25 protein-coding genes and 1 other RNA gene are annotated in these 26,358 nt (G+C 68.6%); 17 read left to right on the top strand and 9 right to left on the bottom strand.

Annotated features, from left to right (window positions below):
- Positions 1-100 precede the first annotated feature (100 nt).
- Positions 101-457 carry an aspartate 1-decarboxylase gene (gene panD, locus EG854_RS08235; RefSeq protein WP_123287635.1) on the bottom strand — a complete coding sequence of 119 codons (357 nt, stop codon included), beginning with the start codon at positions 455-457 and terminating at the stop codon, positions 101-103.
- Between the two features lie 216 nt (positions 458-673).
- Between panD and sppA the strand changes: the two genes are divergently transcribed.
- From sppA to murG, 15 genes are all read left to right on the top strand, one after another.
- A complete protein-coding gene (gene sppA, locus EG854_RS08230) occupies positions 674-2,455 on the top strand; it encodes a signal peptide peptidase SppA (RefSeq protein WP_123287634.1) in 1,782 nt (593 codons plus the stop codon).
- Between the two features lie 117 nt (positions 2,456-2,572).
- Positions 2,573-2,920 carry a hypothetical protein gene (locus EG854_RS08225; protein WP_241153180.1) on the top strand — a complete coding sequence of 116 codons (348 nt, stop codon included), beginning with the start codon at positions 2,573-2,575 and terminating at the stop codon, positions 2,918-2,920.
- A gap of 6 nt (positions 2,921-2,926) precedes the next feature.
- On the top strand, positions 2,927-3,688 hold the full coding sequence (locus EG854_RS08220; RefSeq protein WP_277424049.1) for an N-acetylmuramoyl-L-alanine amidase: 762 nt from the start codon (positions 2,927-2,929) through the stop codon (positions 3,686-3,688).
- A gap of 3 nt (positions 3,689-3,691) precedes the next feature.
- Positions 3,692-4,174: a DUF6678 family protein gene (locus EG854_RS08215; protein ID WP_123287633.1), complete on the top strand. Its 483-nt coding sequence runs from the start codon at positions 3,692-3,694 to the stop codon at positions 4,172-4,174.
- A gap of 38 nt (positions 4,175-4,212) precedes the next feature.
- An RNA gene (gene rnpB, locus EG854_RS08210) (RNase P RNA component class A) lies at positions 4,213-4,591 on the top strand.
- Between the two features lie 409 nt (positions 4,592-5,000).
- Positions 5,001-5,477 carry a division/cell wall cluster transcriptional repressor MraZ gene (locus tag EG854_RS08205; protein WP_123287632.1) on the top strand — a complete coding sequence of 159 codons (477 nt, stop codon included), beginning with the start codon at positions 5,001-5,003 and terminating at the stop codon, positions 5,475-5,477.
- Positions 5,474-6,430 carry a 16S rRNA (cytosine(1402)-N(4))-methyltransferase RsmH gene (rsmH, locus tag EG854_RS08200; protein WP_123287631.1) on the top strand — a complete coding sequence of 319 codons (957 nt, stop codon included), beginning with the start codon at positions 5,474-5,476 and terminating at the stop codon, positions 6,428-6,430. The genes EG854_RS08205 and rsmH overlap by 4 nt, the downstream gene beginning before the upstream one ends.
- A complete protein-coding gene (gene ftsL / locus EG854_RS08195; RefSeq protein ID WP_123287630.1) occupies positions 6,427-6,789 on the top strand; it encodes a cell division protein FtsL in 363 nt (120 codons plus the stop codon). Before rsmH ends, ftsL begins: the two co-directional genes overlap by 4 nt.
- Complete coding sequence (locus EG854_RS08190; protein WP_123287629.1) at positions 6,786-8,519, top strand: peptidoglycan D,D-transpeptidase FtsI family protein; 1,734 nt, start codon at positions 6,786-6,788, stop codon at positions 8,517-8,519. The genes ftsL and EG854_RS08190 overlap by 4 nt, the downstream gene beginning before the upstream one ends.
- Positions 8,519-9,982: a UDP-N-acetylmuramoyl-L-alanyl-D-glutamate--2,6-diaminopimelate ligase gene (locus EG854_RS08185; protein WP_123287628.1), complete on the top strand. Its 1,464-nt coding sequence runs from the start codon at positions 8,519-8,521 to the stop codon at positions 9,980-9,982. Before EG854_RS08190 ends, EG854_RS08185 begins: the two co-directional genes overlap by 1 nt.
- Positions 9,975-11,387, top strand: coding sequence for a UDP-N-acetylmuramoyl-tripeptide--D-alanyl-D-alanine ligase (locus EG854_RS08180; RefSeq protein ID WP_123287627.1), 1,413 nt, complete (start codon positions 9,975-9,977; stop codon positions 11,385-11,387). Before EG854_RS08185 ends, EG854_RS08180 begins: the two co-directional genes overlap by 8 nt.
- A gap of 12 nt (positions 11,388-11,399) precedes the next feature.
- Positions 11,400-12,506: a phospho-N-acetylmuramoyl-pentapeptide-transferase gene (gene mraY / locus EG854_RS08175; protein WP_123287626.1), complete on the top strand. Its 1,107-nt coding sequence runs from the start codon at positions 11,400-11,402 to the stop codon at positions 12,504-12,506.
- 3 nt (positions 12,507-12,509) lie between these two features.
- Positions 12,510-13,874, top strand: a complete 1,365-nt coding sequence (murD, locus tag EG854_RS08170) for a UDP-N-acetylmuramoyl-L-alanine--D-glutamate ligase (RefSeq protein WP_123287625.1) — start codon at positions 12,510-12,512, stop codon at positions 13,872-13,874.
- Positions 13,871-15,058: a putative lipid II flippase FtsW gene (ftsW, locus tag EG854_RS08165; protein ID WP_123287624.1), complete on the top strand. Its 1,188-nt coding sequence runs from the start codon at positions 13,871-13,873 to the stop codon at positions 15,056-15,058. The genes murD and ftsW overlap by 4 nt, the downstream gene beginning before the upstream one ends.
- An 8-nt stretch (positions 15,059-15,066) precedes the next feature.
- Positions 15,067-16,152 (top strand): undecaprenyldiphospho-muramoylpentapeptide beta-N-acetylglucosaminyltransferase, encoded by a 1,086-nt coding sequence (gene murG / locus EG854_RS08160; protein WP_123287623.1) that lies wholly within the window; start codon positions 15,067-15,069, stop codon positions 16,150-16,152.
- Between the two features lie 6 nt (positions 16,153-16,158).
- On the opposite strand, the gene EG854_RS08155 is transcribed toward murG, so the two are convergent.
- The 3 genes from EG854_RS08155 to EG854_RS08145 all read right to left on the bottom strand — a co-directional run bounded on the left by EG854_RS08155 (position 16,159) and on the right by EG854_RS08145 (position 17,611).
- Positions 16,159-16,551, bottom strand: a complete 393-nt coding sequence (locus EG854_RS08155) for a hypothetical protein (RefSeq protein WP_123287622.1) — start codon at positions 16,549-16,551, stop codon at positions 16,159-16,161.
- A gap of 93 nt (positions 16,552-16,644) precedes the next feature.
- On the bottom strand, positions 16,645-17,034 hold the full coding sequence (locus EG854_RS08150; RefSeq protein ID WP_123287621.1) for a hypothetical protein: 390 nt from the start codon (positions 17,032-17,034) through the stop codon (positions 16,645-16,647).
- A gap of 109 nt (positions 17,035-17,143) precedes the next feature.
- Positions 17,144-17,611 (bottom strand): surface-adhesin E family protein, encoded by a 468-nt coding sequence (locus tag EG854_RS08145; protein ID WP_123287620.1) that lies wholly within the window; start codon positions 17,609-17,611, stop codon positions 17,144-17,146.
- Between the two features lie 65 nt (positions 17,612-17,676).
- On the opposite strand from EG854_RS08145, the gene EG854_RS08140 reads away from it, so the two are divergent.
- Positions 17,677-18,513 carry a WecB/TagA/CpsF family glycosyltransferase gene (locus EG854_RS08140; protein ID WP_241153179.1) on the top strand — a complete coding sequence of 279 codons (837 nt, stop codon included), beginning with the start codon at positions 17,677-17,679 and terminating at the stop codon, positions 18,511-18,513.
- Here EG854_RS08140 and smc read toward each other — a convergent pair.
- The 4 genes from smc to EG854_RS08120 form a co-directional block, all read right to left on the bottom strand.
- Positions 18,510-21,947, bottom strand: a complete 3,438-nt coding sequence (gene smc / locus EG854_RS08135) for a chromosome segregation protein SMC (RefSeq protein ID WP_123287618.1) — start codon at positions 21,945-21,947, stop codon at positions 18,510-18,512. The two genes, EG854_RS08140 and smc, sit on opposite strands and share 4 nt — an antisense overlap.
- A gap of 12 nt (positions 21,948-21,959) precedes the next feature.
- The gene (locus tag EG854_RS08130) at positions 21,960-22,625 is read right to left on the bottom strand and encodes a thioredoxin domain-containing protein (RefSeq protein WP_123287617.1); all 666 of its coding nucleotides are present in this window, start codon (positions 22,623-22,625) and stop codon (positions 21,960-21,962) included.
- A gap of 5 nt (positions 22,626-22,630) precedes the next feature.
- A complete protein-coding gene (locus EG854_RS08125) occupies positions 22,631-23,281 on the bottom strand; it encodes a thioredoxin domain-containing protein (RefSeq protein WP_241153178.1) in 651 nt (216 codons plus the stop codon).
- Positions 23,282-23,390: 109 nt separating this feature from the next.
- Positions 23,391-23,960, bottom strand: a complete 570-nt coding sequence (locus EG854_RS08120) for a DUF721 domain-containing protein (RefSeq protein WP_123287616.1) — start codon at positions 23,958-23,960, stop codon at positions 23,391-23,393.
- A 46-nt stretch (positions 23,961-24,006) separates the two neighbouring features.
- Between EG854_RS08120 and EG854_RS08115 the strand changes: the two genes are divergently transcribed.
- Complete coding sequence (locus tag EG854_RS08115; RefSeq protein ID WP_123287755.1) at positions 24,007-25,050, top strand: A/G-specific adenine glycosylase; 1,044 nt, start codon at positions 24,007-24,009, stop codon at positions 25,048-25,050.
- Positions 25,051-25,223: 173 nt separating this feature from the next.
- On the opposite strand, the gene EG854_RS08110 is transcribed toward EG854_RS08115, so the two are convergent.
- Positions 25,224-26,300, bottom strand: a complete 1,077-nt coding sequence (locus tag EG854_RS08110) for a site-specific DNA-methyltransferase (RefSeq protein ID WP_123287615.1) — start codon at positions 26,298-26,300, stop codon at positions 25,224-25,226.
- Positions 26,301-26,358: the final 58 nt, after the last annotated feature.

Below are 26,358 nucleotides of genomic sequence, written 5' to 3'. Positions count from 1 at the left end.
CGGGACATGCGTCAGCGCATCATCGGGCAGGCCGGATCGTCCAAAGTACTGGGTCCCGGCTTTCGCCGGGATGAGCGGAATTGTTGGATTACGCGGTCGGTCAGGCGGCGCGCTTGATGTGGTTGGCGTCGTCCAGCAGCACGACGGTCGGGGAATAGTTGCGGGCTTCCTCGGCGGGAAGCTGGCCATAGGTGACGATGATCACCTTGTCGTTTTTCTGGACCAGACGGGCGGCGGCGCCGTTGACGCCGATCACGCGCGAGCCGCGCGGCGCCTCGATGGCGTAGGTGGTGAAGCGCGCGCCGGTGGTGATGTTCAGAACATCGACCTGTTCATTCGGAAAGATGTCGGCCGCGTCCAGCAGGTCGCGGTCAATGGCGATCGACCCCTCATAGTCGAGGTCGGCCTGGGTCACCGTCGCACGGTGCAGCTTGGATTTCATCAGGGTGACCAGCATGGGGAGTGCGGTCTCCGGTTCGGCGCGGGGAACAGCCCCCGCTGAGGGATGCCTCATATAGGGGCTTCCCCGACGGGCATCAATCGCGATGCTGCAATGCAACACTGCCCGGTACGACAGGTTCGCGTGTTACGGGACGTTCATTTGACGGTGACGGCTTGCCCTCTATGGTCGATCCTCCGCCGCATTCGGGCCTCGACGGGACTTCCAACCGATATGAAACAGTTTTTCCTGACCGTGCTGGGGGTCTTTACCGGCCTTGTGCTGTTTGTGGTCGTGGTGCCGATCGTGCTGATCACCATGGCGGCGGCCAGCTCGTCGGGCCCTGACGTTCCCCGCAATGCGGTGCTGGAACTGGATCTGCGCGCCGGCCTGAGCGATCAGCCACCGGCCTCGCCCTTTGCCTTGTTCGGGGGCGGGGGCCTGTCGGTCATGCAGGTGGTCGATACCCTGTCCCAGGCCGAGGATGACGCCAACGTCAAGGTGCTGCTGATCCGTCTGCCGGAGACCGGCATGACGCCGGCTGCGGCCGATGAAGTGCGTCAGGCGATCCGCCGCTTCCGCGCCTCGGGCAAGCCGGTCATCGCCCATTCGCAGGGTTTCCTGCCCGCGGGGGCCGTCATGTCCAGCTACATGGTGGGGGCGTCGGCGTCGGAACTGTGGATGCAGAACACCGCCAGCTTCCAGGCGACGGGATTCAGCGCCGAAGAAATCTTCCTGGGCCGGGCGTTCGAGAAATATGGCGTCGAGCCCGAGTTCGAGCAGCGCTATGAGTACAAGAACGCGGTCAACATCTATACGCAGAACGACTTCACCGGCCCGCACCGCGAGGCGATGCTGGCGTGGATGGGGTCGATCTATGACACCTCGGTCGCCCAGGCGGCGCAGGATCGCAAGATCGCGCCGGCCGCGCTGAAGGCCAGTATCGAGGCCGGCCCGTGGACCGCCGAAGAGGCGCTGGAGCGCAATCTGATCGACAAGGTCGGCCACGTCGAGGAGGCCGAGGACGAGGCCCTGCGCCGTGCCGGTCGGGGATCGCGGATCATCCCGTTCGACGAATATTCCAGCGCCATGGGTCCGGACAACGGCTCGGGCCGTGACGTCATCGCCGTGATTGGTGGCGAGGGCGCGATCATCACCGGATCGGGCGGCAATGCCGATCCGTTTGGTGGCGGGTCGTCGATCCATTCGGACGTGATGGCCGAGGCCATCTATGACGCCATCAAGGACAAGGACGTGCAGGCCATTGTGCTGCGCGTGTCCTCGCCCGGCGGTTCGCCGGAAGCGTCTGAGCAGATTGCCGCAGCGGTGCGCGCGGCCAAGGCGGCGGGCAAGCCGGTGGTGGTGTCCATGGGCACCTATGCGGCGTCCGGCGGCTACTGGATCAGTGCCGAGGCCGACCATATCGTGGCCCAGCCCTCGACCCTGACGGGGTCGATCGGGGTGTTCGGTGGCAAGATGGTGCTGCGCGATGCGCTGGCGCGGTTCGGCGTCGATGTGCGCGGCCTGTCGGTCGGCGGCGACTATGCCGACGCCTATGCCATCAGCGACGAGTTTACGCCGTCGCAGCGCGAGGCCTTCGCCGGTTCGATGGACCGGATCTATGGCGACTTCATCACCCTGGTGGCGCGCGGCCGTGACCTGACGCCTGCGCGGGTTGGAGAAATCGCAAAGGGCCGGGTCTGGACGGGTGCCCAGGCGCTGGAACTGGGTCTGGTCGATGAGCTGGGCGGCATGAATGAGGCCATTGCCAAGGCCAAGGAACTGGCCGGGATCGACGCCGATGCCTCGGTCCGCATCAAGCGCTTCCCCGAGCAGCAGTCGCCGTTCGAGGCCCTCGCCAATGCCTTTGGCGTGTCGGGCGAGGCGGCGCGGGCGCTGATCCTGATCGGCGGCGCCGTCGAGGACCCGCAGGCCCAGGCGGTGATGCGCCGGATCGAGGCCGACCGCATGCGTCGCGAGGGGGCTGTGGTGCTGGCGGATCGGCCTTTGGGTTAACGGGCGGCGGGTTTGCCGCACCCCCCGGTTGCTTGACCCCAAGGCAGGATGGACCGACATTGAGGGTTCGGCGTTAAGGGTGGGCTGGCCCCGATCCGGAGCCGACAAGGAGTAGGCATGAGTTCGACTGGACCGCGTTTTGACAGTCTGGGTGCCGCGACGGCGAGCGTCGGAGGCCCGGGCGGTTTCCTGCGACCGCTGATGTGGCTGGGCGGGCTGATCGCGGCGGGCTGTGCCATGGCGGTCGGGGCCCTGCTGGCCGTGTTCACCGCCATTGCCGTGGCCGTGATTGCCGTGGTCGCCGGGGTGGTGATGTTCCTGATGGGCATGTCCAGCCGGGCGCGCCGCAAGACGGGCGGGGCGCGCAAGGGCCGCCGCCGCACCGATGACGATGACACGGTCATCGAGGCGCACAAGGTGGATGGCACCTGGGTCGCCTATGGCTGGGAACGGTCGGGCCGGTAGTCGGTCGTGACGCTGCAGTTCCAGACCGCGCCCTCTCCCAATTTCGATGCCCGGCGCGGCCCGCCCGATATGCTGGTGCTGCACTATACGGGTATGCAGACGGCCGAGGAGGCCATCGCCCGCCTGTGCGATGCCGAGGCGCGGGTCTCGGCCCACTATGTCGTCGATGAGGACGGAACCCTCTATGCCCTGGTCCCCGAGGAACGCCGCGCCTGGCACGCGGGCAAGGGCGTCTGGCAGGGCGAGACCGACTGCAATGCCGCCTCGATCGGGATCGAGATCGTCAATCCGGGGCATGAGTGGGGCTATCGCGACTTTCCCGATGTCCAGATCGATGCGGTGATCGCCCTGATCGCCGACATCCGCAGCCGCTGGACCATTCCCGACGACCGCATCATCGGCCATTCCGACCTGGCGCCGGATCGCAAGGAGGACCCGGGCGAGCGCTTTCCGTGGAAGCGGCTGGCGGGGGAGGGGCACGGCCTGTGGTTCGAGCCGGCGCCGGAGCGGGTGGCGGCGCTGGGTGAGCCCCTGCGGCCCGGGGATGCGGGGCTGGGCGCGACGGTGCTGAGCGCCGGCCTGCACAAGCTGGGCTATGGCGTCGAGCCGCGCGGCGAGTTCGATGAGCCGCTGAGGCTGGCGGTCACGGCGTTCCAGCGGCACTGGCGGCCGGGGCGGGTGGACGGCGTGGCCGACGGCGAGACCCGCGCGCGGCTGGTCGGGCTGTTGCAGCTGGCGCGGCTGACGGCCGTCGATGGCATGGCCTAGCCCATGGCTCAGAAGCCGGATCGCGACGAACTGGTGCGCCGCGACGCGGAGGCGCGAGAGACCTGTCGCCAGCGCGTGCGAGAGGCGGTGCAGCGACGCGGCCTCGCCTCGGTCATGAACCAGACGCGCTGGGAAAAGCTCGTCGCAGCGATCCAGCGGCTGCCCTTTGCGCCGGCCTATTATGTTCAGGACGTGCTGGGCCCCCGCGAGGCGCTCTTGTGGGACTTTAAGTCGACGAGCACGGGTTGCTGGTGCGCCGAATGCCTGGGGCCGTTTCATGCCATTGAGTGGATGTGGATCATTCCGCGGCTCTGGCGACAGGACGGGGCCCTGTTAGCGCCTACCTTGGTCGTAGACTGCAGCATCGCCCTGCGGAGCGAACTGAACCGTGCCCATGTGCCCTATTTTGAAGACGCGCGGGGGTTCTGGATCCAGGGCTATTCGGGAGGCGATCCGACACTGGGGCCGCCGGAGCAGGCCGCCTGACATTGACGGCATGTGCGGCAAGGCGCATTTGTCCCTCGCCAGACGGTCGGACGGTCGCGGCAGGTTTCGGCCTGTCGAGGAAAGTCCGGGCTCCACGGTGAAAAGGCGGCGGGTAACGCCCGCCCGGGGTGACCCGAGGGACAGTGCCACAGAAAGCAAACCGCCGGCCTTTCGAGGCCGGTAAGGGTGAAAGGGTGGGGTAAGAGCCCACCGCGTCGACGGCAACGGAGACGGCACGGTAAACCCCGCCTGGAGCAAGACCGAATAGGGATGTCGCGCAGGCTCGCCTGCGGGGGTCACCGCCCCAGATGTCCGGGTAGGTTGCTGGAGCCGGTCGGCAACGATCGGCCAAGAGGAATGACCGTCCATGCTCCCTCGGGGGCGGGACAGAACCCGGCTTACAGACCGTCTGGCAATTTCTCTGTGCGCCTAACGCTCGCGACGCGGTCGCTCGCTGCTAGAGGCGGGGTCTTTGCCTACCGCTCGTGACGCGGTCACTCGCTGCTTGAGGCGGGGTCTTTGCCTACCGCTCGTGACGCGGTCACTCGCTGCTTGAGGCGGGTTGGGGCCTGTTAACCCCTTGGCCGCAAAGGTGGCACACACTGAGTCCACAGGCTGTTAATACTTTCTATGTTCGCTGTATGTTCTGATCTTTACAGTCCTGATGACAAGAGTTGTCCCGGTTCATGGTTAAGGATCGTCAACTAATCCCATTGAGACCCATTTCATCCCATGCTATCCCAGTCACATGATTTGGGGTGCCTGACGTCGCCTGGACGTCGTGACAAGAGCCAAGGGGCGGGCCGGAAGGTCCGAATGGGACGGGGTGTTTCTCTCGACGGTCGAGAAACAATTGGATGCGAAGCGGCGACTGCTGATCCCGCAGGACTTCCGCACCTCCGAAAACGGGGCCGAGCACGCCATCTTCGTCTTTCCGTCGATCGAGGCCGACTGCCTAGAGGCCGGCGGCGACCCCCTGTTTGCCACCTATGTCGAAATGATCCGGTCGCTGCCGTTCGGCTCTGAGCAGCGCTCGGCGCTGGAATGGCAGGTGCTGGGCGAGCAGACGCGGCTGACGTTTGACGGCGGCGGCCGGGTGACCCTGCCGGAAAGCCTGATCCAGGATGCCGGTCTGGGCGAGACGGTCGTGATCGTGGGGCTGGGCGACCGGTTCCAGATCTGGAACCGCGAGGCCTGGGTGGCGCGCCGGGCCGAACGCCGGCAGATGGCGCGGTCGGGTGTTGCTGAACTGGGCGCCCTGCGGCTGGCGGCCCAGCTGAAGGTTGAAGGGGGCGGGTCATGACCGACGCGCCCCGTCCGCATATCCCCGTATTGCTGGAGGCTGTGATCAAGGCCGTGCGGCCCGCCCCGGGCCAGCGGGTGGTGGATGCCACTTTTGGCGCCGGCGGCTATTCGCGTGCGTTTCTGGAGGCCGGGGCCGAGGTGATCGCGCTGGACCGCGATCCGACAGTCCAGCCCTATGCCGATGCGCTGGGTCGTGACTATCCCGAGCGGTTCCGCCTGATCCGGGCGGCCTTTTCCGAGCTGGCCGAGGTGCTGGCGGATGAGGCGCCGGTCGATGCGGTGGTGTTCGACATCGGCGTGTCGTCGATGCAGCTGGACCAGGCCGAGCGCGGCTTTTCCTTCATGAAGGACGGGCCCCTGGACATGCGGATGTCGCGAGAGGGCGAAAGCGCCGCCGACATCGTCAACAGCTGGGAACACGGGCCGCTGGCGCACATCTTCAAACTGTACGGGGATGAGCGTCAGTCCGGCCGGATCGCCACGGCCATCCTGCGCCGGCGGGTCGAGCGCCCGTTCGAGCGGACGCTGGATCTGGCCGATGTGGTCGAGGCGGCGCTGGGCGGCAGGCGCGGTGCGCCGACCCATCCGGCCACCCGCGTGTTCCAGGCGCTGCGGATCGCGGTCAATGACGAACTGGGCGAGCTGGCGCGCGGTCTGGAAGGCGCCGAGGCGGTGCTGCCCGAAGGCGGGCGGCTGGCGGTGGTGACCTTCCACTCGCTGGAAGACCGGATGGTCAAGAATTTCCTGACCGAGCGCACCGGCAATACGCCCGGCGGATCGCGCCACGCGCCGCAGGTGATCGAGACGCGCAAGCCCAGCTTTGACCTGCAGTTCAAGGGCTCGGTCGACGCGACGGATGAGGAGCTGGCGGTCAATCCCAGGGCGCGCTCGGCCCGGCTGCGGGCGGCGGTGCGGACCGATGCCCCGGCTTGGGGAAGGCTGGCGGCATGAGCGCTCTGAAACGCCTGTTCGACTGGAAGGTGCGCGGGATCCGCTGGGTCGAGATCTTCGGCATCCTGTGCGTCGCGGCCATGCTGCTGTCGGTCTATCTGACCAAGGCGGCGGCGGCGCGCCAGTCGAACCGCATCGCCGAGCTGGAGCGCGAGATCGACCAGTCCTCGATGCGCGTGCGCATGCTGCGGGCCGAGGTGGCGCGGCTGGAGAGCCCGGCGCGGCTGGAGGCCCTGTCGCTGCAAGCCGGTCTGGCCCCGATCGGCCAGCCGCCGGTGGTCGAGGCGCCGGTCGCCGAAGAGCCGCCGGTGGACGATGAGGCGGTTGAGCCCGCTCCGGTCGAGGAGGGGGCGCAATGAGCGTGCAGCCGCATCCGTCGTCCGTGCGTCGTCCGGTCGGGCGACGGCCCAGACTCCAGACTCCGTCGTGGCGCTGGCTGGCCGAGGGCGTGTGGTGGGTCGAGCACAGCTTTGAACGCGCCCGCGCCCATGCCCGCCCCGAAGAGGACAGCCGGGTTCGCATCTTTCTGGTGCTGGCGGCCTTCGGGCTGGTGTTCGCCGGTCTGGGGCTGAAGGCCGGGTATGCGGCGCTGTTCGAGCCGGTGGACGTCGGCTATCGCGGCGCGGCCTCGGATCGCAGTCGGGCCGATCTGGTGGATCGGAACGGGCGGCTGCTGGCCACCGATGTCATCTTCTATGCCATGTTCATCGACCCCTCGCAGGTCTGGGACCGGGATGTGGCCTATCGCGAAATCCGCCGGGTCATGCCGGGGCTGGATGCGGACCGGCTGAAGGGCGCGATCTGGGGCGAGCGCCCGGTCATCGTGGCCAGCGGCCTGACGCCCGACGCGCGCGCGCGGGTGCATGATCTGGGGCTGGGCGGCGTGACCTTCGCCATGGAGGACGGCCGCGTCTATCCGCTGGAGGGCGAGGCCAAACACCTGATCGGGGCAACCGATACGGGCGGGCAGGGTATCTCCGGCGTCGAACTGGCCTTCGACAAGGAACTGCGGGCCGAGGGCGCTGCGGGCGAGCCGTTCGAGCTGTCGATCGACCTGAGGATTCAGGGGGTCGTCGAGAGCGAACTGGCCACCACCATGGCCGAGACCGGGGCCAAGGCCGGGGTGGCGATCGTCACCAATGTCCAGACCGGCGAGGTCCTGGCCATGGCCAGCTGGCCGGAGTCAGGCTCGCGCAATCTGGCGACCTCGGGCCACTATGAAATGGGCTCGGTGTTCAAGAGCTTTGCGGTGGCGGCCGGACTGGATACCGGGGCGGCCGATATGACCACCCTGTTCGATGCGTCCGAGCCCTTCATGATCGGCAAGCGCCGGATCACGGACTTCCACGCCCAGAACCGCGTCATGACGCTGGAGGAGGTCTATCTGCACTCGTCCAACATCGGCACCTCGCGACTGGCGGTGCAGATGGGTCCGGTGGTGATGAAGGACTATTTCGGGCGGCTGGGCCTGCTGGACCGAGCGCCCATCGAGCTGCGGGAGTCGGCGGCGCCCAAGTTGCCCGACGACTGGACCCCCTCGACGCTGGCATCGCTGTCTTTCGGCTACGGCATCATGGTGACGCCGGTGCAGGTGATTGCGGCGGTCGGCTCGCTGAGCAATGGCGGGCGCTATGTGCCGCTGAGCCTGCGCAAGGGCGGTGCTGTCGGTGTTGAGCCGAGGGCGGTGGTCACGCCGCAGACCAGCCTGAACATGCTGGACCTGATGCGCCGTAATGTGGTGCGCGGCTCGGGTGGACGGGCCAATGCGCCGGGCCTGCGCGTCGGCGGCAAGACCGGCTCGGCCAACAAATGGACCGGCAGCGGCTATGATCCGGCGGTGGCGGTGGGCACCTTCATCGGCGTCTTCCCTGCGGACGGGCCGCTGGATGCGCCGCGCTATGCCATTCTGGTGCTGGTCGATGAGCCGGGCCAGTATCCGCGCACCGGCGGCTTTGTCGCCGCGCCCGCCGTGGGACGGATCGCCGACCGCATCGCCCCGTTCGTTGGCGTTGAACGCGCCGATGACCGCTGGCAGCTGGCCGATGGTCGCCCGAACCCGACGCTCAAGGACATGGAGGCCTCGCTGTGATGCACAGCCAGCGCCTGTCCGATCTGCTGAAGCGGGATGTGCCGTCCGATCCGATGATCACCGGCGTGACCGCCGACAGTCGCCGGGTCGATGCCGGTAGTCTGTTCGTCGCCCTGCCCGGAACGGTACAGGACGGGCGCGCCTTCATCCCGCAGGCACTGGCCCGGGGTGCGGCCGCTGTGCTGGCTCCGACTGACACGCCGGTCGGCACGGCGCCTGTGCTGGTGACGGCCGGCGATGTGCGCCGCGCCTATGCGCTGGCTGCGCGGGGATTTTACGGCGCCCAGCCGAAGACCAGCGTGGCGGTGACGGGCACCAACGGCAAGACCTCGGTCGCCACCTTCTGTCGCCAGATCTGGGCCCGCATGGGTCTGGTCTCGGCCAGCCTCGGCACACTGGGCGCGACGGTCCAGCGGGGCGCGGAGGTCAGCGCCCTGACCGGTCCCGGCCTGACCAGTCCGGATGCCGCCGAGGCCGCGCGCCTGCTGGCCGAAATGGCGGCGGGGGGTGTGACCCATCTGGCGCTGGAAGCCTCGTCGCACGGGATCGACCAGCGGCGGCTGGACGGGGTGAGCCTGAAGGCGGCGGCTTTCACCAATCTGACCCAGGATCATCTGGACTATCACGGCGACATGGACGCCTATCGCGCGGCCAAGCTGCGCCTGTTCGAGACCCTGCTGCCCCGGGGGCGGACGGCGGTTCTGAATGCCGACTCTGAGGCCTATTCGCGTTTTGCGGCCGCCGGGATCATGTCGGGGCTGGACATTCTGGGCGTCGGCGAGCGAGGCCGTGACCTGACGCTGATGGGCCGAGAGGCCCGGCCGGAAGGCCAGAAGCTGGTGCTGGAATATCGCGGCGAGAGCCATGAGGTGCTGCTGCCGCTGGCCGGCGCGTTCCAGGCGTCGAACGCCCTGGTGGCGGCCGGTCTGTGCATCGCGGGCGGCGCGGCGGTCGGCGACGTTCTGGCGGCGCTGGAACATATCGAGGGCGCCCGGGGGCGGCTGGAGCGCGTCCGGGCGGGTGAGGCCGGGGGCGGCGCAGAGGTCTATGTCGACTATGCCCATACGCCGGACGGGCTGGAGACGGTTCTGAAGGCGCTGCGACCCCATGTGCGCGGGCGGTTGATCGTGGTGTTCGGGGCCGGCGGCGACCGGGACCGGGCCAAGCGGCCCCTGATGGGACAGGTGGCGGCCGAGCTGGCGGACCTTGCGATCGTCACAGACGACAATCCGCGATCCGAGGACCCGGCGACCATCCGGGCCGAGGTGCGGAACGGCTGTCCCGACGCCGAGGAGATCGGCGACCGGCGTCTGGCCATCCAGTCTGCCATCGACCAGGCGCGCGACGGGGATGTGGTGCTGATCGCCGGAAAGGGGCATGAGCAGGGACAGATTGTCGGCGCAACGGTGCATCCATTCGACGATGTGACCGTCGCCAGTGAGGCCCTGAGCGTTCATGCCTGAGACCCCCGTTTCGCCCCTCTGGACCGCCGACGAAATCGCCCGTGCGACGGGTGGCCAGCGCCATGGTGCGGACTTTGCCGTCGACGGGGTCGCTTTCGACAGCCGCGAGATCGACGCTGGCAAGCTGTTTGTGGCGCTGCGCGGGGTGCGCGACGGTCATGACTTTGCGGGGACGGCGTTCGAGGCGGGCGCGTCGGGCGCGCTGGTCGAACGCGTCGTGGATGGCGGGCCGTGCGTCACGGTGGCCGACACGCTGAGGGCGCTGGAGGCATTGGGACAGGCCGCGCGCGACCGGTCGTCGGCGCGGCGGGCGGCGGTGACCGGCAGTGTCGGCAAGACCAGCGTCACCCAGGCGATCAAGGCCGGGCTCGATCTGGCGGGCCCGGCCCATGCCTCGGTCAAGAGCTACAACAATCACATCGGCGTGCCGCTGACGCTGGCGCGTATGCCACGAGAGACGGCGCGCGCCGTGTTCGAGATCGGCATGAATGCGCCGGGCGAGATTGCGCCCCTGTCGCAAATGGTGCGGCCGCACGTGGCCTGTGTGACCACGGTCGGGCCGGTGCATATCGAGGCCTTTGCTGACGGCGAGGCCGGAGTGGCGCGCGAGAAGGCGGGTGTGTTCGAGGGCCTTGAGCCGGGCGGCATCGCGGTGATCAACGGCGACAATCCCTGGACGCGGTTACTGGCCGAGGTGGCGCGCGAGCACGGGGCGGAGGTGCGGCTGTTCGGCAGCGCAGCGGATCATGATGCGCGCCTGCTGGACTTTCAGCCGGATGCCGAGGGGGCCACGGTCTCGGCGACCTTTGACGGGCAGGCGCTGGAGTTTCGCCTGCGCCAAACGGGCTATCACTGGGGGCTGAACAGTCTGGCGGTGCTGACGGTGCTGCGGGCCATGGACGTGCCGCTGGATACGGCGCTGGAGGCCCTGGCCGGGTTCTCGCCGCTGGCGGGTCGCGGACAGGTGCGGCAGGTCCGGCTGGCGTCCGGCGGGACCTTCACCCTGATCGACGAAAGCTATAACGCCAATCCGCTGTCGATGACGGCCGGGTTCAGAAGCCTGGGCGCGCGCATCGTGCCGGAGGGCGGACGCCGGGTGGTGTTCCTGACCGACATGCTGGAACTGGGCGATCAAGCCGAGGCGATGCATGCCGGACTGGCCGAGCCGCTGGATGCGGCAAAGGTCGATGTCGTTCATACTGCGGGCGCGATGATGCGCCACCTGCATGACGCCCTGCCGCCTGTGCGGCGTGGGGACTGGCGCGAGACAGCGGCGCAGCTGTCGAACGAGGTCGCGGGTCTGGTCCGCGACGGAGATACGGTCATGGTCAAGGGATCGAACGGCTCTCGCGCCGGGCAGATCGCGACCGCCCTGGCTGGCTTGCATTCTGACGATGGGGCTTAAGGAGGCCGTCCGGTGTTTTACCTGCTCTATCTCTACTATGCGGATGTCGCTCAGGATTATCCGCTTCTGAACCTGGTCCAGTACCAGACGGTGCGCGTGGCGCTGGCGTTGGCCACCGCCATGATCGTGGCCGTGGCCATGGGCAGCCGCTTCATTTCCTGGATGCGCAAGAAGCAGGGCAAGGGCCAGCCGATCCGCGAGGACGGGCCGGTCTCGCACCTGTCGAAGGTGGGCACGCCGACCATGGGCGGGCTGATGATCCTGGCCGGGATCGCGGCGGGCGTGTTCCTGTGGGCCGATCTGACCAACCCCTATATCTGGATCGTGTCGCTTGTGACGGCGGCCTTTGCCGTGCTGGGCTTTGTCGATGACTACGCCAAGGTCTCAAAGCAGACCTCGGCCGGGTTGACCTCGAAGCAGAAGCTGATCGCCCAGACCATTGTGGCGGTGATCGCGGGTGTGCTGACCGTGCTGTGGATGACGCCCTCGACCTCGGCCGGGCTGGAAACGTCCATTGCCTTCCCGTTCTTCAAGGATGTGCTGCTGAACATCGGCTGGTTCTATGTGGCGTTCGCCGCCTTCACCATCGTCGGCTTTTCCAATGCGGTGAACCTGACCGACGGGCTGGATGGGCTGGCCATTGTGCCGGTGATGATGGCCTCGGCGGCGTTCGGCATGATCGCCTATCTGGCGGGCAATTTCGTCTTCTCGGAATATCTGCAGATCCACCATGTGCCGGGGTCGGGCGAACTGGCGGTGTTCCTCGCGGCCATCATTGGCGGCGGCACGGGCTTCCTCTGGTACAATGCGCCGCCGGCCAAGATCTTCATGGGCGACACGGGATCGCTGGCGCTGGGCGGGGCCCTGGGCGCGGTGGCGGTGACCACCAAGCACGAGCTGGTGCTGGGTATCGTCGGTGGCCTGTTCGTGCTGGAGGCGCTCTCGGTCATGATCCAGGTCGGCTATTTCAAGGCGACCAAGAAGCGCGTCTTCCTGATGGCGCCGATCCACCATCATTTCGAGAAGATGGGCTGGCCCGAGTCGACCGTGGTGATCCGGTTCTGGATCGTGTCGGCGATGCTGGCGCTGGCGGGTCTGGCGACCCTGAAGCTGAGATAGACGATGATCCGGGTCCCGGGCTTTGAGGGCAGGCGGGTCGCGGTCTTCGGCCTTGGACGGTCGGGGCTAACGGCGGCGCGTGCGCTGAAGGCCGGGGGTGTAGAGCCCGTGCTGTGGGATGACGGCATCAGCAGCCGGATGCAGGCCGAGGCCGAGGGGTTTGCGGTCGAGGACCTGACGACCTCGGACTGGTCGGGCTTTGCCGCCCTGGTGCTGGCGCCGGGCGTGCCGCTGACCCACCCCGTGCCGCACTGGACGGTCGAGAAGGCGCAGGAGGCCGGGGTCGAGATCATCGGGGACCTTGAGCTGTTCGCGCGGGCGCTGGCGGGGCTGCCCGAGGGCGAGTGGCCGCAGGTGGTGGCGATCACGGGGACGAACGGCAAGTCGACGACCACGGCGCTGATCGCCTGGGTGCTGAAGCAGGCCGGGCTGACGGTGCATATGGGCGGCAACATCGGCATCGGCGTGCTGGCCCTGCCGGAGCCTGTGCCCGGCGCGGTCTATGTGATTGAGTGCTCGTCTTATCAGCTGGACCTGACCACCCGCTTTGCGCCGGATGTGGCCATCCTGACCAACATCAGTCCGGACCATCTGGATCGCCATGGGGGGATGGACGGGTATGTGGCGGCCAAGGCGCGGATCTTTGCGCACAGGGGCCCGGGGGCAGTGGCCCTGATCGGTGTGGATGAGCGCTGGGGTGCAGAGCTGGCAGCCGAGGTTGAAGGTGCGGTCTCTGTCGGGGTCGGGGGAGAGTACCGACCCTCGGCGGGTCAGCTGGAGACTCCTTCGGATGCCATCGACCTGTCCGGCGCGCGCTCGCTGGCGGGCCGTCACAATGCGCAGAACGCGGCTTTTGCCTATGCCGCGGCGCGGGCGCTGGGGGTGGATCATGAGGCTGCGGTCGAAGGCCTGCTGTCCTTCCCCGGGCTGGCGCATCGGATGGAACCGGTCGGCCAAATTGGCCAAGTGAAGTTCGTCAATGACTCCAAGGCGACCAATGCCGATGCGACGCGGCAGGCGCTGGCGGCCTATGAGCGGGTGTTCTGGATTGCCGGCGGGCGGGCCAAGGCGGGCGGGATCGACGATCTGGCCGAGCTGTTCCCCCGGGTGGTCGAGGCCTTTCTGATCGGCGAGGCGGCGGGCCCGTTCGCGGCGGCGCTGGGCGACACCCCCCACCGGATCAGCGGCGACATGGCCAGCGCGGTCCAGCAGGCTTACGAGGCGGCCTCGCGCACAGGCCGCGAGGAGGTGGTGCTGCTGAGCCCCGCCGCCGCCAGCTTTGACCAGTTTCCCGATTTCGAGGTGCGGGGCGAGGCGTTCCGCGCCGCTGCCCTGGCCCTTGGTGCCCAGTCTGAAGGGGCGGCATGACCCAGACCTATGTGCCGCCCTTTTCCCGCAGCGACCAGAGCCTGCTGGCCAGGTGGTTCTGGACGGTGGACCGCGGGCTGGTGATCGCCGCCATGGTTCTGATGGGCATCGGCGTGGCCCTGTCGTTCGCCTCAAGCCCCGCAGCCATTCTGGCCGACGAGGGACTGTCCAACCCGTTCCACTATTCGATCCGCATGATCGCGTTCGTGGCGGCGGGGGTCGGGGTGATGCTGGGGGCGTCGCTGCTGTCGCCGCGGGGTGTGCGACGGGTGGCGGCCTTTGCGCTGGTGGGGGCGCTGCTGGTCATGGCGGTCCTGCCGATCCTGGGCAATGAGGCCAAGGGCGCGACCCGGTGGATCCTGATTGGACCGTTCAGCCTGCAGCCGTCCGAGTTCGCCAAGCCGGCGCTGATCGTGCTGGCGGCCTGGATGTTCGCCGAGGGGCAGAAGGGTCAGGGCGTGCCGGGCGTGTCGATCGCCTTTGCTTTCTATGCCGTGACGGTTGGCCTGTTGCTGATCCAGCCAGACATCGGCCAGACGCTGTTGATCACGACGACCTTCATGGCGGTCTTCTTCATGGCGGGCGTGCCGTTGAAGTGGATGGCGGTGCTCGGCGGGCTGGTCATGTCGGGCATCTTCTCGCTGTATTTCCTGTTCGATCACGTGCGGGAACGGGTGGCCAAATTCCTCGCGCCCGGTCAGGAGGACACCCACCAGATCGACCGCGCCTCCGAGGCGATCCGGGCCGGGGGCCTGTTCGGGCGCGGCGTCGGCGAGGGCGTGATGAAGCGCCATGTGCCGGACCTGCATACCGACTTCATCTATTCGGTCGGGGCGGAAGAGTTCGGCCTGATCCTGTCGCTGGTGATCATCAGCCTTTATGCCTTCATCGTGCTGCGAGGTCTGTCGCGGGCCATGCGGTTGAACGACCCGTTTGAACAGACGGCGGCGGCGGGGCTGTTCATGCTGATCGGTCTGCAGGCGGCGATCAATATGGCGGTGAATCTGAACCTGATCCCGACCAAGGGGATGACCCTGCCCTTCATCAGCTATGGCGGGTCGTCGATGGTGGCCATGGGGCTGACCATGGGGCTGGCCCTGGCCTTGACCCGCAGGCGAGCGGGGGCCTACGAGCCCGGTACCGGTCGACGCCCGGCGCCCAAGCTGGGCCGCATTCTTCCATAGGGACATCCATGACCAAGGTCTGTGTCGTTGCTGCCGGAGGAACCGGCGGGCATCTGTTTCCGGCCCAGGCGCTGGCCGAGGAGATGGCGCGGCGCGGCTGGCGGATCGTGCTGGCCACGGATCGGCGGGGTCAGGCCTTTGCCGAGCATTTCCCGGCGGACGAGCGACTGGCGCTCGACTCGGCGACGGGCAGCGGGCCGATCGGCCTGCTTAAGGCCGGGGTCAAGATTGCCATAGGCGTGGCCCAGGCGCGCAAGGCGTTTCGGCGGCTGGAGGCCTCGGTGGTGGTGGGCTTTGGCGGCTATCCGTCGGCCCCGTCGCTGCTGGCGGCGATGAGCATGGGCCTGCCGACGCTGATCCATGAGCAGAATGCGGTGCTGGGGCGCACCAACCGGCTGCTGGCCGGACGGGTCGGGACAGTGGCCTCGGCCTTTCCCACGCTGGGGCGTCTGCCCGACGGGCTGAAGGACCGGCTGGAGGTGGTCGGCAATCCGGTTCGTCCGCCGATCGCGGCGCTGGCGGGCAAGGCCTATCGTGCACCGGGTGCCGGGGGCGACATCCACCTGTTGGTGACGGGCGGCAGTCAGGGCGCGCGGATCCTGTCGGACACCGTGCCGCGCGCGGTGGCGGCCCTGCCCGAGGCGCTGCGCAAGCGGCTGAAGGTGGTGCAGCAGGCACGGCCGGAGTTTCTGGACGCCGCCGCCGCCATCTATGCCGGGGCGGGCGTCGCGGCCGAGGTCGCGCCCTTCTTTTCTGACATGGCGTCGCGGCTTGCCGAGGCGAATCTGGCCATCGGCAGGGCCGGGGCCTCGACCTGCACCGAGCTGGCGGTGGTCGGCCTGCCGTCGGTTCTGGTGCCGCTGAAGATCGCCACCGATGACCACCAGCGGTTTAATGCGCGGGGTCTGGTCGAAGCGGGCGGGGCGGTGCTGATCCTCGAGGATGATCTCACCGTCGAAGGTTTGACCGCGACCCTGTCGGGCATTCTGGGAGAGCCGGGCCGTCTGGCAGCCATGGCGGAAGGGGCGAGCGCGGTGGCTCTGCCGGATGCGGCGGCGCGGCTGGCCGATCTGGTCGAGGCCTCCGCCGGTTAAACGGCCTCAGGCGTCAGGGATCGGCACCTGACCGCCCGCGACGCACAGCTGTTCGACCTCGAACCAGTCCTCCAGCATGGACTCGCGAGCTTCGGGCGTTTCCTGGAGGGCCAGGATACGGGTCAGTTGGTCGGAAATACCCGCCGCGCGCTCAATCACGTTCTCGCGGGTCAGGCCCACACGACCGCCGAGGGCTTCCGCACGATCAAGGAAGACGACCGTCATGTCTTCATAGATCTGGACACCGTCCAGTGCTGCGATCTCGGGCTGACGCGAATGGGCGAAGAAGATGCCGGCGCAGGCGATGCTGTCGTCGAGGTCCAGTGGCTCGATGGCCGGATCCTGTGAGGGAGCACCAACGGAGGCCAGTGACAGGGCGATGAGGGAGGAGAGGATCATGACTATCTCGATGTTGGGAGAGGAAAGGCCAGAAAGACATCAGGCCCCGGCGTTGGCCGGGGCCTGATGCAGACTGATCAGGTCAGGAATCGACTATTCTTCTTCGAGTACGGCTTCGAGGCAGCGGTCCAGACCCGGACCCCAGCTGTAGATAACCTGCTGCTTGGCGGTCATCCCGGACTGGGCGTCGACCCGTTCCATGATCTGGACGGCCTCGGCGACGGCGGCCTCGATGACCTGGTCTTCCGACAGGCCACGGGCGGCCGGCAGGGCCTGGGCGCGGTTCAGCATGACGCCGGTGGCGGCTTCAAGGGCGCTGACGTCTTCCGGGTCGGCCTGGATCTTCGAGAAGGCGAAGAACATGGCCGAGCAGGTCAGATGTTGCTGATAGTTCAGCGGTGCGCTTTGGGCCGAAGCGGTGCCTGCGGCCAGCAGAGCGAGAGCAGCAATGCCGCCGGCGAGGGTATATTTGGTGGTCAGCATGATGATGTGCTCCTGTTGCGTGCACCTTTGGTACAGCAAGATCCTGTCAGGCCCCCCTGACTGTTCCTGACCATGGCGGATCAGCGAGGGCTTGCCTAGGGCCGGAAAGTCACATCAGAATGCGGCGATGGCATTCCTCGACGGCGGCCTCGACACTTCCAAGGACCGGCCCCTCAGGGGCTGTGCCTGTACAGGCCACGGTCAGCATTTCCTCGGCGTCACCGCCCGGTGATACGGGAAAGGGCGGCTGATCCTCTGGCACGGACGGACCTTCGACGCCGTCAGCCAGAACCGAGGCAAAATCCAGCCGGTCGGCGGTGCGCGCCTCGCAGTCAAAGGCCCACCAGGACCAGCCGCCCCAGAAGGGCTGACCCTCGACCTCGAACCCCGTTTCGGCCACCTGGAGGGTGCGCACTCGCACCTGACTGCCCGACATCTCGCGGGTCGACAGATCGACGAACACCGCAAACCGGCCGACCCCGCTGAGCACCAGTCGGGGCTCCTGTGCCTCGGCCGGTGCCGACGACAGAGCCGCGGCCGCCGCTCCGGCCAGCAGGCTAAGGAGAACAGGTTTCATTAACTTCATCCGATCATCCCGCTTTTAGAGGCCCGCTGTATCTTCCCACCATGTTTGACCAGCAGATGGCCCTTTCCAACGTGGTTGCCGCGCCGGACCGGCGGGTCCGGTCTCGTGTACCGCACCGGCTGACCAGGCGCGAGGGAGAACGCATCCGCCTGCTGGGCCAGTTGATGGACAAGGTGCGGCCCGAGGAGGTCATGCACCAGCTGGAGACCTGGGTCGAGGCCGAGGTCAAGGCGGTCATCGCCAATCACAATCTACACAGCCTGCATCTGGTCCGGACCGAGCCACGGCTGGCGGAATTCTATGCCTGCGCCGATCTGATCCAGATCGACTCCACGCCGCTGGTCGCCTTCGGGCGTCTGGTGGGGCGAGGCACGCGGGGGAAGCATCGCTCGACATATCTGGACTGGCGCGAGCATTTCTGGAGTCTGGCGGACCGCAAGGGCTGGCGGGTCATGTTCATCGGCGGGGCCGAGGGCGTGGCCGACATGGCGGCCGAGCGACTGAAGGCGCGGCACGGTCGTGTCGATCTGGCAGTTCGGTCTGGCTATTTCGATGCGGCGCCGGGGTCAGAGGACAACCGCCGACTGGTGGCCGAGGTCGCCCAGTTTGCGCCGCAGGTGCTGCTGGTCGGTATGGGCATGCCCCGGCAGGAAATCTGGATCGCCGACCATCTGGACGCCCTGCCCGACTGTGTGGTGCTGAACGTCGGCGCCGCCTTCGACTATGAGGCCGGGGTTCAGAAGGCCGCGCCCCGCTGGATGGGCAAGGCGGGGCTGGAATGGCTGTACCGGCTGGCGGTCGATCCCCGGCGCCTGTTCCACCGCTATTGCGTGGAACCCTGGCACCTGATCGGCCCGATCATGGACGATCTGAAGGCCGCGCTGAAGCGTTAGGCCACCAGCTTTTCGGCCTGCTTCAGATCGACGCTGACGAGTTGCGAGACGCCGCGCTCGGGCATGGTGACGCCGTACAGGCGGTCCATGCGGCTCATGGTCACCGGGTTGTGGGTGATGACGATGAAGCGGGTGTCGGTGCGGTTGCGCATCTCGTTCAGCATGCGGCAGAAGCGGTCGACGTTGGCGTCGTCCAGCGGCGCGTCGACCTCGTCCAGCACGCAGACGGGGGCCGGATTGGCGAGGAAGACGGCAAAGATCAGGGCGGCCGCCGTCAGGGCCTGTTCGCCGCCGGACATCAGGCTCATGACCGCCAGCCGCTTGCCGGGGGGGCAGGCGTAGATCTCGAGGCCGGCTTCCAGCGGGTCGTCGGATTCAACCAGTTTCAGCTCGGCCTGACCGCCGTCGAACAGGGCCTCGAACAGGGCCTTGAAGTTGTCGTTGATGATGTCGAAGGCTGCCAGCAGGCGCTCGCGGCCCTCGGCGTTCAGTTCGTCGATGCCGTCCCGCAGGCGGGCGATGGCTCCGGTCAGATCGGCGCGCTCGGTGCGCATGGCCTCCAGCCGGTCGGCGTATTCGCCGGCCTCTTCCTCGGCGCGCAGATTGACGGCGCCGAGGTGCTCGCGCTCGCGCTCCAGCCCGGAGAGCAGGCTTTCGGCGCCGGCCACGTCGGCGGGGCGGGCGACGGCGTCTTCCGACAGCTTGGCTTCAAGGGCTTCGGGCGTCAGCTGAGAGGTTTCGCGGAGGCGATTGACGGCGAGGTCGAGGGCGTCCTCGGTCGCGCGGGCGCGCTCGACCAGACCGGCGCGGGCCTCGCGGGCCTGTGAAGCAGCGGCGTCGGCCGCGCGAGATGCCCGGTCCGCTTCGGTGGCGCGGGTTTCGGCCACGGACAGGGCGTCAGACGCGGCCTTCTTGCGCGTTTCCGCAGCGGTCAGGGTGTCCAGCAGGGCATTGCGCTTGCCCGTGAATTGCTCCGGGGCCTGAGCGGCGACCTTGAGCTGATCGGCGGTGGTGGCCTGTTCGGCTTCGAGGGCGGACAGGCGGGTGCGGGCCTCCTGGCCTCGGCCGGACCAGGCATCACGCTCGCGGGTCAGGGTTTGCAATTGACGGGTGCGGCCCTCGACGGCGCGGGCCTCGGTATCGCGCTCAAGGCGGGCCTGTGCGGTGGCGGCGCGGGCCGCTTCGACCGCGGTCCGGGCCTCGGCGACCCGTGCTCGAAGGTCGCCCGGCGAGGTGGCGGGGCTCTCGATGGCGCGGGAGTCCTCGACCGCCGTGACGGCCGCTGCGATCTCGGTGTCGAGGCGGGCCAGGGACTCATCCAGCGACTGGGCGCGGGCTTCGCGGCGGGCGGTGTCGCGGGCGAGGGCCTCGACCCGGTCGCGGGCGGCGGCGACGGCCTTGTCGAGGGTGAACGGCACGAGGCGGGCAGCCTTGACCGCTTCGTCGGCGCCCCGAAGGCGTTCGGTGAGGGATTTCAGCTCGGTCTGGGCGGCGTCCAGTGCCGGGCGGCCCTGATCGATCTCGGTCTCGACCTCTGACAGGCGGGTGCGCTGTTCAAGGCGGATGGCGGCGGGGCGGGGGGCCTCGGCCCGGACGACCAGCCCGTCCCAGCGATAGAGGTCGCCCATTGCCGTCACCAGACGGGCGCCGACGGGCAGCAGGCGCGACAGGTGCGGAGCCCGATCGGCCGGGGCAACCCCGCACCACGCCAGACGCGCCGACAGGGCCTCGGGGGCCGTGACGTGATCGGACAGGGGGGCGACGCCCTCAGGCCAGACGGCGGGCTCGGCATCAGCCCCGGACCAGTGGGCGGCGGCGGCGGGGTCGAGGGCGGCGTCCAGGTCTTCGCCCAGGGCTGCGGCCAGCGCCGCCTCATAGCCGCGGGCAGCCTGAACGGAATCGAGGGCCGGGGGGTGGTCGCGCTTGCCGCGGGCCAGAAGCTGGGCGAGGCCCCGGGCCTCGGTCTGCAGACGGCCCAGCTTGTCCTCGAGCGTGCGGGCGGTGGTGCGGGCATCCTGTTCGGCACGGGCCAGCTCGGCACGGTCGGCCTCGGCCTGCTCGACGGCCTCGCGGGCGGCGGCCAGATCGGCCTGGGCGCGGACCAGCGTCGCTTCGGCCTCGGCCTGCTCGGGGGTGTCGGAGGGGGCGAGCGCCTCACGCTCGGCGGCGGTCTGGGCGCGGGAGGCCTCGAGGCGTGCCAGCCGGGTTTCGGCCTCCTGACGTCGGGCGGCTTCGGCGCGGGCGCGCGCCTCGACGGCGGCCAGTTCGGAGGTCAGCCGTTCTACCTCGGCCTCGGCGGTCTGGCGGGCAGACTCGGCCTGTTCGAGGGCGCGGTCCAGTTCGGGGCCACGGGTCGGTGCGGCCTCGATCTCGGCCTCGAGCGCCGCCACGGCGTCGGACAGGCGGGTCAGTTCGCTCTCGGCATCGCCCGCCATGGCCGTTTCGCGGGCGAGGTCGGCGGCGATGCGGGCGGCCTCGCGCTCCAGCCGTTCGACCTCGGCGCGGGCGGCCTGTTCGGCCATGTCGAGACGGTCGCGCTCCAGCGTGGCCCGGTGCAGGACGGCGCCGGCCACCGCATCTTCTTCGCGGGCGGGCTTGAGGCCTTCCTGCGCCTTGAGGGCCTCGGTCCGCGCGTGGGCCGAGGCGACCTCGGTCTTGCCGACCTCGACCTCCGCCTCGCGCAGGGCGGTCGTGGCGTCGTCGCGGGCCTGCACGGCTTCCTTCCAGCGGGCCAGCAGGACGGCGGATTGCAGGGCCCGGATCTCGGCGGAAATCTTGCGGTATTTCTCGGCCTGACGGGCTTCGCGCTTCAGGCGGGTAAGGGCGGTTTCCAGCTCCTTGCCGATGTCGTCCAGCCGGTCGAGGTTGGTCTCGGCGGCCTTGAGGCGCAGCTCGGCCTCATGCCGGCGGGTGTGCAGACCCGAGACGCCCCCGGCCTCTTCCAGAATGCGGCGGCGGTTCTGGGGCTTGGCGGCAATCAGCTCGGAGATCTGACCCTGACGCACGAGGGCGGGCGAGTTGGCCCCGGTCGAGGCGTCGGCGAACAGCAGCTGGACGTCGCGGGCGCGGACCTCCTTGCCGTTGATGCGGTAGGTCGAGCCCTGACCCCGGTCGATACGGCGCGAGACCTCGAGCACGGCGGAATCGGTAAAGGGCTGCGGCGCGCGGCGCTGGGCATTGTCGATGCTGAGCGAGACCTCGGCGTGACTGCGCGCCGGGCGGTCGGCGGCCCCGGCAAAGATGACGTCGTCCATGCCCTGACCGCGCATGGCCTTTGCGGAGTTGGCCCCCATGACCCAGCGAAGGGATTCCAGCACATTGGACTTGCCGCAGCCGTTCGGTCCAACAATGCCGGTCAGGCCCGGGGTGATGTGCACCTCGGTCGGATCGACGAAGGATTTGAACCCGACAAGCCTGAGCCGCTGGAACTGCATCGGGCCGGGGCGTCAGTCGGCCGAAGGGGGTGCGGGACGCGGCTGACCGGCGATGGCGGCCTCAATCTCGTCGGCCGTGCGGGCCGACGTCACGACACCGTCGAGGAACAGGGTCGGCGTACTGCGCACACCCAGGCTGGAGGCCTGACGGGCGCGGGTCTCGATCTCGGCATAGCGAGCGTCGTCGCTGACGCAGGCCTGGGCCTGATCAAGCGGCAATTCCGCGGCTGTTGCGGCTGAGATCAGCCAGCCATCGACGTTTCCGCTTTGCAGATAGGTCGCCTGACCCCGGAACAGGGCGCCCAGCGCGTCGTCATAATGTTCGGGTGCCGCACAGCGGGCCAATACGGCTCCGGCCAAGGCCAGCTCGGGGGGATTGGTCGGCAGGTCGCGCCAGACGACGCGAACCTGACCGGTGTCGATCAGGCGACGCTTGATCTCGGGGAAGTCCGCCTCATGCCAGGTGGCGCAGTGGCTGCAGACCGTCGAAAGATAGGCGGTCAGGGTCACGGGCGCGTCTTCCCGGCCGAGGGTGCGATCAGCGGGATCGACCGCCAGCACCCGCTCGGGCGCGGCCATGGGCGGCGGGGCCGGCCGCACTGCCTGCTGGGCCAGCGCGGGCTGGCCCAGGGCGAGAACCGCCAGAGCAGTCAGTGTGGCAAGACCCGCGACGCGCATGAGGTTTACTTGGCCAGTTCGGCGTCGACGGCGGCCGAGAGGGCTTCCATCGAGCTGTTCGGCACGCGCGTCCCGTTGACGAAGAAGGTTGGGGTGGCGGTCACGCCTTCAGATCGGGCGGACTGAATGCGACCTTCGAGGGCGGCCAGGGCCTCGGGGTCGGTGACGCAGGTGCGGTATTCTTCCTCGCTGAGGCCGACGGAGGTGGCGATGCGGCTGAGGGTGGCGGCCGGCGGGATCCCCTGTCCCCACTCGCGTTGGCTGGCCATGATTTCCTCGACCACTTCGAAATATCGATCCTCACCGGCGCAGCGGGCCAGCAGGAAGCCGGCGGCGGCGACATCGGCGGGCGGGGTCGGGAACTCCCGGAAGATGAAGCGTACCTGATTGGTGTCGACATATTTGGCCTTGAACTCGGGCCAGACCTGCTCCTGCCAGCCCGCGCAGGCACCACAGGTGACCGAGGCGTATTCCACGACCGTGACCTTGGCCCCTTCAGGGGCACCCTTGGCCATGTCGCCCTGGGCGGCCTGTCCACCGTCAGACCCGCCGCAGGCAGCGAGCGTGCCCATGGCAGCGAGGGCGGCGCCGGTCATGGCAGCGCGGCGGCTCATGGCGCTGAAACGGAAGCGGGCGGTCTTGGGGCCGGTGGACATGGGTCAATCCTCTTGACGGTCAGCGCGCGAAAGGCGGGTCATATACAGCGAGTCCTTGGCTAGGACCCTGCCCCGGCTTTGTCGAGACGCCTTGCGGCAAAGTTTTGTTCTAGGGCCTGCCGCTGCGCCGATTGAGCACGCTGCGGCCCAGCCGTTCGAGGGCTGCGGCCAGTGGCGCGGGGGCCGCGACGACCGAGGCCTTGAGCGCGGCTTCGTCGGCGGCACCGAGCGGGGGCGGGGCGGCAGGTTTGGTCAGCGGGGCGCGCGAACGTGCGGCGCGCGGGCCGATCGGTCCCTGGGCGATGCGCAGACGCTCGACCGCGCCCTGGCCGAGGAACAGATTGACCCGTTCCAGAATGTGCGCCGACTGGTGCTGGACCAGCAGGGCGGCGGGGCCGGCCACGCGAAGCTCCAGCGTGGCGCCGGCTGATTGACCGTCGGGGCTCTTGCGGGGGCGGGTCAGTTTCTGGGGACGGGTGACGGCGGCCAGCCGCTCGCCGACAATCTCGGGCCAGCGGGCCTCAAGTGCATCCGCCCCCCGGCCATAGCGATCATCCAGGGTGCGGATCAACTTTTCCAGCGCCCGGCCGACACGCGGCGTCGGGCGCGGCAAGGGACGGGTCTTGCGGCGGGCCAGAATGGCGCGGGCTTCGTCTTCCGTGGGCAGCGGGCGGGGCATGGTGTCACTATACCCCGGGATGTCATGCGCTCCTATGCTGCGGACCATGAGCCCCCCCGATTCTGACAGACTGGCCGCGATCCGCAGCGCGCTGATGGACTGGTATGGCGTCCATGCCCGGGACCTGCCGTGGCGCATGGCACCGGGATCTGCGGAGCGGGCTGACCCCTATCGCGTCTGGTTGTCGGAGGTGATGCTGCAGCAGACCACCGTGCCGCACGCCACGCCCTATTTTCAGGCGTTCGTCACGCGCTGGCCGACGGTCGGGGCGCTGGCGGCGGCGCCGGACGAGGCCGTCATGGGCGCTTGGGCGGGGCTGGGGTACTATGCGCGGGCCCGAAACCTGCTGGCCTGTGCCCAGGCGGTGGCGCGCGATCATGGCGGGGTGTTTCCCGATACCGAAGACGGCCTGCGGGCCCTGCCGGGATTGGGGGCCTATACGGCGGCGGCGGTGGCCGCGATCGCCTTTGGTCGCCGGGCGGTGGTGGTCGACGGCAATGTCGAGCGGGTGATGGCGCGACTGTTCACCGTGGACACGCCCTTGCCGAAGGGGCGCCCGGAGCTGAGGGCGCTGGCCGATGCCCTGACGCCGGAGCCGGAGACTTTTGATCCGGGCGACTGGGCCCAGGCCCTGATGGATCTGGGGTCGCGCATCTGTCGGCCGCGATCACCGCTGTGCGGGCAGTGTCCGCTAGCCGGGGACTGTCAGGCACGGGCCAGCGGCCCGCCCGAGGCCTGGCCGAAGAAGCTGGCCAAGGTGCCCAAGCCCCGGCGCGAGGGGCTGGTCTGGGTACTGGTCGACAAGGCCGGCCGGGTCGGTCTGGTCAAGCGGCCGGACAAGGGCCTGCTGGGCGGAATGTTGGGCCTGCCGACCTCGGGCTGGGATGCCGGGGAGGCCAGCGGACCGCCCGTCGTCGCCGACTGGGTCGAGGCCGGCACGGTGCGCCACGTCTTCACCCATTTCGAGCTGGAGCTGGAGGTGATGCGCGCCGAAGGGCAGGCCGACCTGATCTGGCGCGAGGTGGCTGAGGCCGAGGCGACCCTGCCGACGGTGTTCAGAAAGGTGCTGGTGCGGGCGCTGGCTGCCTGATCCTCCCCAGCGCAGCGGGGGAGGGGGACCACGGAGTGGTGGAGGGGGCGACCGCACCTAAGGCGTTTGAAAGTCTGCAGTCTGAAAGCGCTTGGGAAGACGGCGTGCCCTGTCCGCCCCCTCCACCGCCTGCGGCGGTCCCCCTCCCCCGTGAACGGGGGAGGAGCTATCCCCTACATCGCCGCGCGGATTTCGGCGCGCAGGGTGTCGATGGACTTGAAGCCCTGATCGGTCTTGAAGCGCCAGTAGGTCCAGCCGTTACAGGCCGGGGCGTTTTCCATCAGGGCGCCCAGCTTGTGGATCGAGCCGGTCAGGTCGCCGTGGATCAGGCTGCCGTCGGCGCGGACGCGGGCCTCGCGCGAGCCGTCGGGGGCGTACAGGCGGTCGCCGGGCCGCAGCAGGCCGGCCTCGACCAGTGCGCCGAAGGGCACGCGCGGCTCGGACCGTTTGGACCCCATGACGGCCAGATCCTCGGGGTTGGCGGGCACGACGGCGGCGAGGCGCTTTTCGGCCACGCGGATGTAGTCGTCCTCGCGCTCGATGCCGATGTAGCGGCGGCCCAGACGCTTGGCGGCGGCGCCGGTCGTGCCGGTGCCGAAGAAGGGGTCGAGCACCACATCGCCCGGCCGGGTCGAGGCCAGCAGCACGCGGTGCAGCAGGGCCTCGGGCTTTTGCGTGGGATGGGCCTTCTTGCCGTCGGCGTCCTTGATCCGCTCCTCGCCCGTGCACAGGGCGAAGGTCCAGTCGGACCGCATCTGGGTGTCTTCGTTGAAGGCCTTCAGGGCGTCGTAGTTGAAGGTGTAGCGCTTTTGCCCCTGGCTGCGGGCCGCCCAGATCAGGGTTTCGTGGGCATTGGTAAAGCGCGTGCCCTTGAAGTTCGGCATGGGGTTGGACTTGCGCCAGACAATGTCGTTCAGCACCCAGAAGCCGAGGTCCTGAATGGCGGAGCCCAGCCGGAAGACATTGTGATAGCTGCCGATCACCCAGATCGTGCCCTCGGGCTTCAGCACCCGGCGGCACTCGGCCATCCAGGCGCGGGTGAAGGCGTCATAGGCGGCAAAGCTGTCGAACTTGTCCCAGTCGTCGTCGACCGCGTCAACGCGTGAGTTGTCGGGGCGCAGCAGGTCGCCGCCCAGCTGCAGATTATAGGGCGGGTCGGCGAACACCGCATCGACCGAGGCGTCCGGCAGGGACTTCAGCACCTGGATGCAGTCCCCCTTGAGGATGACGTCGGTCTTGAACTCGGACATGCAGGCGCGCCCCTGTGGAAACAAGCGGCGATCCTGAGTCCGCAGGGTTAAGAGGCGG

Origin of the sequence: Brevundimonas halotolerans, assembly GCF_003730275.1 — a bacterium.
GTDB classification, from domain to species: domain Bacteria; phylum Pseudomonadota; class Alphaproteobacteria; order Caulobacterales; family Caulobacteraceae; genus Brevundimonas; species Brevundimonas halotolerans.
Note: the sequence above shows the minus strand (reverse complement) of the source record. Positions and strands in the feature narration are given on the sequence as shown.

Bases quoted from the DNA above. Each gene is read 5' to 3' on its own strand.
- panD (WP_123287635.1), bottom strand. From the start codon at position 457: ATGCTGGTCACCCTGATGAAATCCAAGCTGCACCGTGCGACGGTGACC.
- sppA (WP_123287634.1), top strand. From the start codon at position 674: ATGAAACAGTTTTTCCTGACCGTGCTGGGGGTCTTTACCGGCCTTGTG.
- EG854_RS08225 (WP_241153180.1), top strand. From the start codon at position 2,573: ATGAGTTCGACTGGACCGCGTTTTGACAGTCTGGGTGCCGCGACGGCG.
- EG854_RS08215 (WP_123287633.1), top strand. From the start codon at position 3,692: ATGGCTCAGAAGCCGGATCGCGACGAACTGGTGCGCCGCGACGCGGAG.
- rsmH (WP_123287631.1), top strand. From the start codon at position 5,474: ATGACCGACGCGCCCCGTCCGCATATCCCCGTATTGCTGGAGGCTGTG.
- ftsL (WP_123287630.1), top strand. From the start codon at position 6,427: ATGAGCGCTCTGAAACGCCTGTTCGACTGGAAGGTGCGCGGGATCCGC.
- EG854_RS08190 (WP_123287629.1), top strand. From the start codon at position 6,786: ATGAGCGTGCAGCCGCATCCGTCGTCCGTGCGTCGTCCGGTCGGGCGA.
- EG854_RS08185 (WP_123287628.1), top strand. From the start codon at position 8,519: ATGCACAGCCAGCGCCTGTCCGATCTGCTGAAGCGGGATGTGCCGTCC.
- EG854_RS08180 (WP_123287627.1), top strand. From the start codon at position 9,975: ATGCCTGAGACCCCCGTTTCGCCCCTCTGGACCGCCGACGAAATCGCC.
- murD (WP_123287625.1), top strand. From the start codon at position 12,510: ATGATCCGGGTCCCGGGCTTTGAGGGCAGGCGGGTCGCGGTCTTCGGC.
- ftsW (WP_123287624.1), top strand. From the start codon at position 13,871: ATGACCCAGACCTATGTGCCGCCCTTTTCCCGCAGCGACCAGAGCCTG.
- murG (WP_123287623.1), top strand. From the start codon at position 15,067: ATGACCAAGGTCTGTGTCGTTGCTGCCGGAGGAACCGGCGGGCATCTG.
- EG854_RS08155 (WP_123287622.1), bottom strand. From the start codon at position 16,551: ATGATCCTCTCCTCCCTCATCGCCCTGTCACTGGCCTCCGTTGGTGCT.
- EG854_RS08150 (WP_123287621.1), bottom strand. From the start codon at position 17,034: ATGCTGACCACCAAATATACCCTCGCCGGCGGCATTGCTGCTCTCGCT.
- EG854_RS08145 (WP_123287620.1), bottom strand. From the start codon at position 17,611: ATGAAACCTGTTCTCCTTAGCCTGCTGGCCGGAGCGGCGGCCGCGGCT.
- EG854_RS08140 (WP_241153179.1), top strand. From the start codon at position 17,677: ATGGCCCTTTCCAACGTGGTTGCCGCGCCGGACCGGCGGGTCCGGTCT.
- smc (WP_123287618.1), bottom strand. From the start codon at position 21,947: ATGCAGTTCCAGCGGCTCAGGCTTGTCGGGTTCAAATCCTTCGTCGAT.
- EG854_RS08130 (WP_123287617.1), bottom strand. From the start codon at position 22,625: ATGCGCGTCGCGGGTCTTGCCACACTGACTGCTCTGGCGGTTCTCGCC.
- EG854_RS08125 (WP_241153178.1), bottom strand. From the start codon at position 23,281: ATGTCCACCGGCCCCAAGACCGCCCGCTTCCGTTTCAGCGCCATGAGC.
- EG854_RS08120 (WP_123287616.1), bottom strand. From the start codon at position 23,960: ATGCCCCGCCCGCTGCCCACGGAAGACGAAGCCCGCGCCATTCTGGCC.
- EG854_RS08115 (WP_123287755.1), top strand. From the start codon at position 24,007: ATGAGCCCCCCCGATTCTGACAGACTGGCCGCGATCCGCAGCGCGCTG.
- EG854_RS08110 (WP_123287615.1), bottom strand. From the start codon at position 26,300: ATGTCCGAGTTCAAGACCGACGTCATCCTCAAGGGGGACTGCATCCAG.